Source organism: Actinomyces acetigenes (assembly GCF_031296635.1).
In the GTDB taxonomy this organism is placed as follows: Bacteria; Actinomycetota; Actinomycetes; order Actinomycetales; family Actinomycetaceae; genus Actinomyces; species Actinomyces acetigenes.
In genome coordinates, this window is record NZ_JASPFC010000057.1 from 1 (window position 1) to 8,458 (window position 8,458).

An 8,458-nucleotide genomic window follows, 5' to 3' on the forward strand; every position below is an offset into this window, starting at 1 on the left:
GGCCGAGCCCCGGCCGGTCGATCCCTCGGCCGGGGCCGCTGCCGAAGCCGCCCCGACACATCTGGAACCCGCGACGCAGGGGCCCCGCCGGGCCACCTGGATCGGATGGGTGCTGGCGGTGGCGGTCGTGGCCGTCGCGGCGGCGGTCTCCTACGCGGCCTTCGGACTGGCCCCGGTGGTCATCTCGACGGCGGTGCCGCTGGTGGTGGCGGAGATCGGGATCGCTGTGCTGCTGCTCGCCCTGGCCGCGACGGTGATCCGCCGCAGGCTGCGCCTGGCCGAACAGCGGGGCCGACGTCAGGCCCAGGAGGAGGCATGGTCCCGTCACCAGCAGTTCCTGCGCCGGCTGGACCACGAGCTGAAGAACCCGCTCACGGCGGTGCGGGCCGCCGTCGCCGACCTGCCGCAGGCCCCGCCCCACGAGCTGCAGGCCCGGGTCGACGTCGTCGACGCCCAGGCCCGCCGCATGGGGCGATTGGTGACGGACCTGCGCAAGCTGGCCGATCTGGAGACGGCCGTCCTCTCACTGGAGGACGTCGATATCGCCGAGACCGTCCACGACGCCGCCCAGGCGGTCGGCGAGGAGGGGACGGCGAGTGGCGGCGGGCCCAAGATCCGCCTGGACCTGCCGCAGGTGCCGTGGCCGCTGTCGCATGTGCGCGGCGACGGCGACCTGTTGTACTCGGCCGTCTACAACGTCATCTCCAACGCCTCGAAGTACACCCAGCCCGGCGGGACCGTGGAGGTGCGCGGTCGGGAGGAGTCCGGCACCGTCACCATCGAGGTGGCCGACACCGGGATCGGGGTGCCGCAGGCGGACCTGCCGGTTGTGTGGAGTGAGCTGGCCCGGGCCGGCAATGCCCGGGGCCTGCCGGGCTCGGGGCTGGGGCTGGCGCTGGTCTCCACGATCGTGCGCCGCCACGGCGGCAGCGTACGCATGGCCTCCCGCGAGGGCGTGGGCACCCGGGTCTGGCTGAGCCTGCCCGTCGCGGGGCCGCCGGTTGCCTCCTGAGCCTGATAGGAGTCTCCCGCATACGCAGGCAGAGATCCGCGGATGTTACGGTAAAGTAACCTCAGATTGGATGAGCATAGCGAACTCAAGGAGCTTAGATGAGTGAGACTCCCCCTCCTGCCGATTCGAAAGATGGCAAGTCAAATGACGGGAAGGTCGACAACAAGAAGTATATTGCCATTAATAATATTCTTTCCACGGCGAGGACCTCGCAAACTAATCTTCGTGGGTGGTCGCCGACCTCGGGAGGCTCTGTTGAGACCTTGAAGTCGGGGCTTGATGAAATATGGGATTCCCCAGTGGCGGAGACGTTGTCTGCAAAGATAACTACAGCCGTTGACTCTGTTGATTCAGATTCTGGAGTCATGGCGACGATTATTAGTGACCTAAGTTCCGCGGCGTCACAGCAGGAACTGCATCCAGGGAAAAAAGTTGATCCGAACGAGCATTCAACAGAAGCGAACTGGAAAATATTCTAGTCCATTGCAGTTGGTGCACTTTGAAAAACCGAATGACGGAGTACAATAAAACATGGCATTCTTCAAAATTGATCCCGAAAAGGCTAAGACCCAGGAGGGCCGCCTGAACGAGTATGGCGCGTTTGTCTCCTCTCAAAGGTCCAAGATCTACAAATCCAGTGAGAACAACTCTCATCCTGTTGGCACAGTGGAGGAGGCTGCGCGTGCCTACGGCGGTGCGCCTAGCACTCCTGGGGGAGCGGGTCCTTCTTCTCCCGATGGGTCCTTAACTCAACCTGATTCATTGGGCGGAGACGGGTCGTCAACAACGCTGGCCGGGTGCGCCTCTGCTATCCTCGGCTTGGCAAGAGAATTGAACGCTCGCAGGACAGAAGTTGTCAGACTAAATTCCAACGGCATTGACAACAAGAACCCCGATGGAACGTACACATACTACCTGCCTGACCCACCCGAGGGAACGACTGACACTGCAGCCTATTGGGCAAGTATGGATACCGCCTCTAACGTTCGGACATATAATACGCAAGCTGCCGCCAATGCAAAAAAACAAGCGCAGGAACTTCAAGCGGCGGTAAACTCTGGTGACGCGGAGAAAGCCGAGAAACTCAGAGCAGAAATAGAAAAACATCAAGACGTCCCGGCGTACGGAGCTTCATTTGTGAAGTCCGTCGGAGGGGCTCGAGCCTACCTCACCCTGGTTAACAACGCTAATCAGACCTTCGCGAGAGACCCCAACAAAATCCAGCTCATGACAGATACCCTTGGACACCTTCTGGCTGGGGCGTCTCAGCCCAGTGTCGGAGGGGAGTCGTTAGGAAAAGACTTCGGGGTCGCGATTTATAGTTCAAAATCGCCGGATGACGCCGCAGCGTTCAACGCGCTTGTGACAACGACTGGAACCAACTATGGTTCCGGTTTTATTCTTAATGCAGCGGATATCCTTGAGGAAATAGACCCAAAGACTATCTCGTCTGGAACTACATACTTGTCTACCGAGTATTCAACAGACCCGCTTGCTGGCGTCATGGAGCTCATGGCCAAAGATAAAGACCTTTCCCTCGCTTATCTCAGTGGAAAAGGATCAGTCGATAAGGATGGCAATTGGAACCCAGACAAGGACACCCAGCATCGATGGGAAAAGCTCACTTCTCGTGACTGGGATGCCATTCCGGTCCCGAAGTTATCTAAGCGAAAAGGTGCACGTCCGATCGAAAATTTTTCGGCTGCACTTGCTCAAGCTTCATCGTTCAGGAATCCCGATGCTGAGCACCCCAGCGCTGAAGGTGACGCACGGGCAACGTATGCAGCCGCAAAAGGGATGAAGTATTTCGCTAGTGATAAATGGCCTAAAGGGAAGTTTTCGGAAGCGATGCAGAAGAATGTGGCCACTGTTGTCGCCAACTCCCCTGAAGAACTGGCGGCAGCGAGTTCCGGAAGTTCATACTCTGGGTCTGGGGACGGGCCGAGTCTTAACAAATGGGGAGTTGACGCCAAGGACATCTCGACTCTTGTATACAGGTTTGGGAACAATTCTGATGCCATGGCAACAGTGTCGGCTGCCGCCGGAAAGTTTCACGGGGAGCGGATTGAGGCTGCTGCTGGTGCTGCTGAAAATGGTTCCGGAGAGGAAGATTTCAAAAACAAGTACCGTCAAAGCGTAGCAACAACAGCATATCTGGAACAGCTTTCTAACATGCGTTTCGATGATGATATCAACCAGAATAAGGCTGACGCGGCTCAGATAGAAAAGAAAAGAAACAAGACCGTTGGCACTATGATGACCGTCGCCAACACAATGATCGGCTTGGGGGTTGGTGCAGCAACTGCAGGGACAGGAGCTCCAGCCGCGTACGCTATCGCATCGAACATCACGCAGCCGATGGCAACTGATTTCATACTGAAACAGTTGGGCTCCCCTGAGGTTGATACGACCAACGGTGCCGAGAACTCATATAACCGCCGTAAAGCTCAAGGGTATGCAATTGTTCTTAATCATGAGATGGCTTCGGGGGAAGGTGTGAAGCCGTCGCCTGAGCATAATAAAACAGGATGGTATCAAGAGGACGCCAATGGAAAGCCATCGATTGACGTGAACTCTCTTAGCGATGAGCAGGTCTCAGAGATGCTAGATTGGAAGAACAGTGGAGTTGAGAATGATAATAGCCTGAGGTCTTTAAATGGAGTGGAGTCGTCGGTTGTCGATGGTCAGGTTGATGCTGAGCATCAAGTTGAAGGAGGTAAAGCCGCTGCGGCTCCGAGGAAGAATTAGGAGATTTGGTTAGCTAGTGCCACGAAGGAAGATTCTGAGGTGATGTGTATGCGACGTTCTTTCATGAATTTGAGTTGTGCTGTCGCTGCTGTCTTCATGTTCTTGGGAATCGTTTCATGTGCTCGGGGTGATAGCAAGGGAAAAGGGGCGGCCAGTACCGCCGCTTCCAGTCCTGTGTTTCGTCTTGATGACACCCTGTGTGACGTTGTCCCGAATCGATTGCTGCTGGAAGGGCTGTCCTTCCATTCTGAAGAGTATGTGTACCGTCACAGTAATGATTCCGTCGATCTAACCAAGGTGCCGCAAGAGAGTGCTTTCTACTGCACGATCGCGGGGCACGAGAGCGGTGACGATAACCCGTCTTCGCTACTTATCGCATATGCTCCAGGTGGTCTCCTGAGTGTGGATAGTGGGCACTTGTTCAGTGAGATCGAAGCTGAGGGGCACGAGCGGCTGGTCCTTGATGGTATCGAAGGACGAGGCTACATGTGGGCGCATGACGATGGGATCTCTGTCGCCTGGCTGTACCCGGATAACCATGCACTTCAGGTGGAGCTCGTGTACAACCACTTCTCAGGTCACACGTATGGACCGAAATCGCTCGAAGGGATGAAGGCTTTGGTTCGGGAAATGATCCCTGCCATTCCACCAGTTGCTAACGGGCCAAATCTGAGGCGCACGGAGGTGCCATAGGCGAAGGCATCGTGTCTGCTGCGCGCGGTGGGGCGTGCCCGCGATGTCGTCCCTGCTGCGTGGGTGGATTCAGTTCTGGCGGGGGTTCTTGCTGTTGGTGGTGAGGGTCTGGACCTCGGCGACCGGCAGGTTGATGGTGTTGGTGGTGGTGACTGCGGGCAGATCACCGCCGGAGCCGTCAGTGGCGGTGTAGGTGGCTGAGTAGGCCGCGGACACCGTCAGTGGGGTCGTGCCGCCCAGGTGCGCCGAGCTGCGGTTGAAGGAGATGGTGCAGGGGCTCGAGCCCTCAGGCATTCCTGAGTGCCAGGCGATCCCGAAGCCCTGACATGAGGGCTTCCCGTCGGGGGCGGAGAGCTGGAGGCCGGCCGAGGCTGCCGTGACCGTCGCCGACGTGGTCCCTGCGGAGGCGGTGACGGTCACCGAGCGCGGGGTGTTGCCCGTGGCCCACACCCAGGTGTCCATCCCAACCAGGGTGGCGCCCTGAGAACCGACCTTTGGGTTAGTCTCAATGGTCGGTTGCGGAATCTTCACCGCTTTCCACGCCGCGGTCGCAAGCGCGCGCCCGGAGATATAGGGAGCCGGAGGCTTCCCGCCGTTCTCGCTATCCGGGACCCACAGGTAAGGCGCCCCATTGGGGGTCATGCGGTTGCGGGCGGCTTGCATGGCGCCCAGGTCATCAAAGGCGTCCCTGTTGCATTCTACGTGCCACCAGGTTCCCGGTTGCCTATCTTTCATCCATTGCTTGTAACCGGAATACATCCTTTCGACCTCATCTGGCTGATTGAGTTTGCCGCTGTCCTGGATGTCGAAGGCGTCTCTGCCTACCTGCGATTGATCCGCTTGCTTCTCGTAGTAGCAGGAGGGCTTGACGCTTATGGACGTTGACGACGAGACCGTTTCGCCTCCGCCGCCTCCGGATGAGGCTGCTGTGTACTGCTCGGTGATGCTCACCGAGATCTCCCCGCCACCCGCACTCTGCGTCGACGAGGCGTCCACCTGACTGCTGTCCTTCCCGGCATATGCAGTTGGCGCTGCAGATAGGCTGGTGATGAGCAGTAGAAATGCAGTTCCCGTCGCCATTGGGTGCTTGCGCACTTGGGGATCCTTTCGTCAGTTCACCGAGCAGCTGTTGGGGGTGCCACTATCTTCAAGGCTGGCTCGCCAAGTGCCGTTGGGTCCTTGCGTCATGAATGTTGCGGACGGCAGATAGATTTGATTGTTGGGGTCGGTGATATCTTTCCCCTGCGCGTCAACTGATGTCATCTGAGTCTTGTCGAGACATGTCGCGACAGTGTAGCCATTACCGTCATTGGAGGCGGTCACTTCGCTCACCGATATTCTTACCGGGGGTCGAGACAGGCTCCCATTCTTCTTAGCGGCGTTGTGTTTAATTTCTGTCAACAACTGACCTGTGGCGACGGTATGCATGGTGTCGAGGCCCTCGTTTCTGAACCAGAGGCGCCAGGTCGCCTTGTCGTAGGCGAAGTAGGCGCGCAGGACCTCGGTCTGGGTGGGGTCGAGGTTCTCGGGGACGGAGACGACCGTGTAGCCCAGGTCCGGGTCCGACATCGACTCCGGGGTCACGGGACCTGTACTGGCGGTGCTGCTCGCGCCCGGTGACGCCGAGGCCCCGGCCGACGTCGTCGCACCGGCGGACGCGCTGGCCCCGCTGGCAGCGGTCTTCAGTGGTGGCACGGTGCCGCCGCCCTTCGGGCTGCTCGACGAGCATCCGGCCAGCACCAGACACCCTGCGAGCACCGCGGTGCCAGCCACCCCCGTGAATCGACGACGAGAACCACACTGTCCCACGAGCACGCTCCAATCCGTGATAGCCGGAATCAACCGGCAGGCCGCAATGAATTGACTATAGCCCGTCAGTCACGATCGCATCACGGTCACATCACGGTCGCGCTTCCCATGCCGGAGCCGCCCGGCCCGGATGATGCTGCGTCGCAGTTCTGCGACAGGGTGGGAACCGGGCGGCGACAACGACTCAGTAACGTTCCGGGCATGACGAAAGCACTCATCTCCCTGCCTTCCCTCTCCCTCATCGCCGCCCTCGCACTGAGCGGCTGCTCCCTGTCCATCGGAGGCGGCTCGTCCTCGCAGGCTCAGGGTCAGCAGACCCCGGCCAGTCAGGCCGGCTCGGACTCCGCCGGCTCCGCGGGAAGCGCCCAGGGCTCCGCCTCCGCCCAGGCGACGGGAACGGCCGCTTCCGCGGGTCAGGCCGTCGCCGGCTATGAACCCGGACAGATTCCCCCGATCCCCATGATCTCCCTGCCCGACCTCAGCCTGCTCACCCAATCCACGGGCGCCTTCACCCCGGATCTCACACGCTCCATCACCTCCCAGCCCGGCGTCACCGTCAGGCCCGCCCGCTGCGACGCGAATGGCTCGCTCGTCTCCGGCTCCACGGTCCTTGGCGGCGACGGCTCCATGACCGCGAGCTCAGGGACCACCTCGGTCACCAACAACGGTGACGGCTCAGGGACGTTCAACGACGGCAAGGTCTCCATCACCAACAACGGTGACGGCTCAGGCACCTACTCCGACGGGAAGGTCACCATCACCGTCAACGGTGACGGCTCGGGCACTTACAGCGGCGACCACGTCTCGGTCACCGTCAACGGCGACGGCTCAGGCACCTACAACGACTCCGCCACCGGAGAGTCCATCACCCTCGACGGTAAGGGCTCGGGCACCTACAACCGCGGCGGGGTCTCCATCACCAACGACGGCAACGGCTCAGGCACCTACTCCGACGGCAAGCTCTCCATCACCAACAACGGTGACGGCACCGCCATCGTCAACGGCTCCACGATCTCGGCCAAACCCGTCCCCAAGGCTGGCAAGGTCGGCACCTTCCCCTCCATTGACGCCGCCAAGCCCGTGCAGTCCTGCGGCACCGTCATCACCCTGGAGGACAGTGTCCTGTTCGACTTCGGCTCATCCGACCTGCGCGGCGAGGCCTCGACCACCCTGACCAACCTGGCCACCGTCCTCAAGGACTCCAAGGCCCCCAAGGTTCAGGTCCAGGGCCACACCGACTCCGTCTCCGACGACGCCTTCAACCAGAAGCTCTCCGAGCAGCGGGCGCAGGCCGTCTCAAGCGCCCTGAAGTCCGACGGCGTCACCGCCGACCTGGAGGCCGTCGGCTACGGCGAGACCAAGCCGGTGGCCCCCAACGAGAACCCTGACGGCTCCGACAATCCCGGCGGCCGCCGCCTCAACCGCCGCGTCGAGGTCTTCGTCCCGACTTTCTGAGGTCACACACCGTGGCCGCTACGCTGGTCGCGTGACTCAGTCGCCCTCCGCCACGGCCCACCCCGGTCTGTTCATCTCCTTCGAAGGAGGAGACGGCGTCGGCAAGACGACGCAGATCCGCATCCTCGCCGACCTGCTGACCGCAGCGGACGTGGACCACATCCTCACCCGCGAACCGGGCGGCACGGAACTCGGCGTCGAGATCCGTCGCCTCCTCCTGCACGGTGGGCACGTCGCCCCGCGCGCCGAGGCCCTCCTGTACGCCGCCGACCGCGCCCACCACATCGCCACCCGCGTGCGGCCCGCCCTTGAGCGCGGCGCCGTCGTCCTGACCGACCGCTACCTCGACTCCTCCGTCGCCTACCAGGGCGCGGCCCGCTCGCTCGGCCCCCAGGAGGTCCGCGACCTGTCCCTGTGGGCCACCGAGGGGCTCCTGCCGGACCTGACCATCCTGCTCGACGGCGACCCCGGCCTGGCCGAGCGGCGCACCACCGGCCGCGGCGCCAAGGACCGCCTCGAGCAGGAGGGGGACGCCTTCCGCGCCGCCCTGCGCCAGCAGTTCCTCACCCTGGCCCGGGCCGAGCCGGAGCGTTTCGTCGTCGTCGACGCCGACCGGTCCGTCGACCAGGTGGCCGACGACGTCATCGAGGCCGCTGTCGCCGCCGTGCGCCGCCGTGGCGCGCACCTCGCCCACGGCGGGGCCCACCAGGGCGTGCTCCTGGGCCTGGAGGCCTTCGTGGA

At 61.6% G+C, this 8,458-nt stretch carries 8 protein-coding genes; 6 read left to right on the top strand and 2 right to left on the bottom strand.

Annotated features, from left to right (window positions below; all coding sequences use genetic code 11):
- The 4 genes from RIV14_RS13030 to RIV14_RS13045 form a co-directional block, all read left to right on the top strand.
- Window positions 1-1,012, top strand: a 1,012-nt coding sequence (locus RIV14_RS13030) for a sensor histidine kinase (RefSeq protein WP_309325224.1), incomplete at its 5' end; no start/stop codon positions are given.
- Between the two features lie 98 nt (window positions 1,013-1,110).
- The gene (locus RIV14_RS13035; RefSeq protein ID WP_143224203.1) at window positions 1,111-1,491 is read left to right on the top strand and encodes a hypothetical protein; all 381 of its coding nucleotides are present in this window, start codon (window positions 1,111-1,113) and stop codon (window positions 1,489-1,491) included.
- Between the two features lie 52 nt (window positions 1,492-1,543).
- Window positions 1,544-3,760, top strand: a complete 2,217-nt coding sequence (locus RIV14_RS13040) for a DUF6571 family protein (protein WP_075372394.1) — start codon at window positions 1,544-1,546, stop codon at window positions 3,758-3,760.
- A 48-nt stretch (window positions 3,761-3,808) separates the two neighbouring features.
- Window positions 3,809-4,453 (top strand): hypothetical protein, encoded by a 645-nt coding sequence (locus tag RIV14_RS13045; RefSeq protein WP_143224202.1) that lies wholly within the window; start codon window positions 3,809-3,811, stop codon window positions 4,451-4,453.
- Between the two features lie 69 nt (window positions 4,454-4,522).
- Here the strand turns inward: RIV14_RS13045 and RIV14_RS13845 are convergent, their stop codons facing one another.
- Entirely contained in the window at window positions 4,523-5,548 is a 1,026-nt protein-coding gene (locus RIV14_RS13845; protein ID WP_081381834.1) for a hypothetical protein, read from the bottom strand.
- 15 nt (window positions 5,549-5,563) lie between these two features.
- On the bottom strand, window positions 5,564-6,226 hold the full coding sequence (locus RIV14_RS13055) for a hypothetical protein (RefSeq protein ID WP_256699276.1): 663 nt from the start codon (window positions 6,224-6,226) through the stop codon (window positions 5,564-5,566).
- A gap of 237 nt (window positions 6,227-6,463) precedes the next feature.
- Here RIV14_RS13055 and RIV14_RS13060 point away from each other — a divergent pair, with 237 nt between their 5' ends.
- Window positions 6,464-7,717: an OmpA family protein gene (locus RIV14_RS13060; RefSeq protein ID WP_075372391.1), complete on the top strand. Its 1,254-nt coding sequence runs from the start codon at window positions 6,464-6,466 to the stop codon at window positions 7,715-7,717.
- Between the two features lie 31 nt (window positions 7,718-7,748).
- The coding region (tmk, locus tag RIV14_RS13065; protein ID WP_309325225.1) for a dTMP kinase at window positions 7,749-8,458 on the top strand (710 nt) is incomplete at its 3' end.